Here is an 870-nt window from a genome sequence, read left to right as displayed (position 1 = left end):
CGTCAGATGCACGGCCTCGCCGGGCGGCGTTTCGAGATAGACCCGGCTGACCAGCCTGACCAGATTGCTGTAGCCGGCCTCGGTCGCCGCGATCAGGACCACCGGCCGCATTTCCGGGCCTTGCCGTCTGCGGTCGCGCTGGCTGTCGCTGGCTTCACCGGAAAAGGCGAGAGCGGTCTGGCAGCCGATGATCGGCTGAATGCCCTCCTTTACCGCCTTTTGCGCAAACTCGAGCGCGCCGAACAGATTGTTGGTGTCGGTGACGGCGATGGCCGGGGCGTCATCCTTCACCGCATGGCCGACAACGGTGCCGAGCTGCAGTGCGCCTTCGAGCAGCGAATAGGCCGAATGCACGCGCAGATGAATGAACGGCCGCGCAGGCGCTTCCGGCCGGGATGCCTTCATGAAGGCCTCACGCCGCAACGGGTCGCGTGGAAGTGTCTCATTCGCCATGGTTTTTAGCGCCGCTTGAAAGGACTCAGTCGGGGAAAATGTATTGTCCGGCAGCAGGTAACACGAGTCCAGCGGTAGTGATTAGGCCGTGAACCCATAAACTGGGATTCACCGAGATGGCTGGGAAGCGGGCGTTGCCATGCGTTCCCAAGCTGCTAAGTCTACTCCGTGTTGGAAGTAGCGCGCATGTCACTTTCGCGATTCGTTGAGAAGTGGACCATCCCAACATATCCCCCTGAGTCAGTCTCAGATGAGGATTTGGGTGCTGCTGAGCAGCAGCTGGGCGTCCACTTTCCCGAAGACTATCGACAAGCAGTACTTGACGTCGGGTTGCCTCGGCCCACAATCGCGCTGTTAGACGCGATCGTCGAGCGTGAACTGGATCTGCATGATCTTCATGACTTCTATTCTCCGAAG

Annotated in this window: 2 protein-coding genes; one reads left to right on the top strand and one right to left on the bottom strand. The window is 60.0% G+C overall.

All coding sequences use genetic code 11. From position 1 onward, the window contains the following. On the bottom strand, positions 1 to 453 hold a 453-nt coding region (locus tag EOA86_RS36550; RefSeq protein ID WP_128345827.1), incomplete at its 3' end, for a PHP domain-containing protein. 186 nt (positions 454 to 639) lie between these two features. Here EOA86_RS36550 and EOA86_RS39770 point away from each other — a divergent pair. Beyond that, positions 640 to 870 (top strand): SMI1/KNR4 family protein (locus EOA86_RS39770; protein WP_206630265.1); only part of this gene is annotated, 231 nt, incomplete at its 3' end.

Source organism: Mesorhizobium sp. M5C.F.Ca.IN.020.32.2.1 (assembly GCF_004023105.1).
Lineage (GTDB): Bacteria > Pseudomonadota > Alphaproteobacteria > Rhizobiales > Rhizobiaceae > Mesorhizobium > Mesorhizobium wenxiniae.
This window is presented reverse-complemented; position numbering and strand designations above follow the sequence as displayed.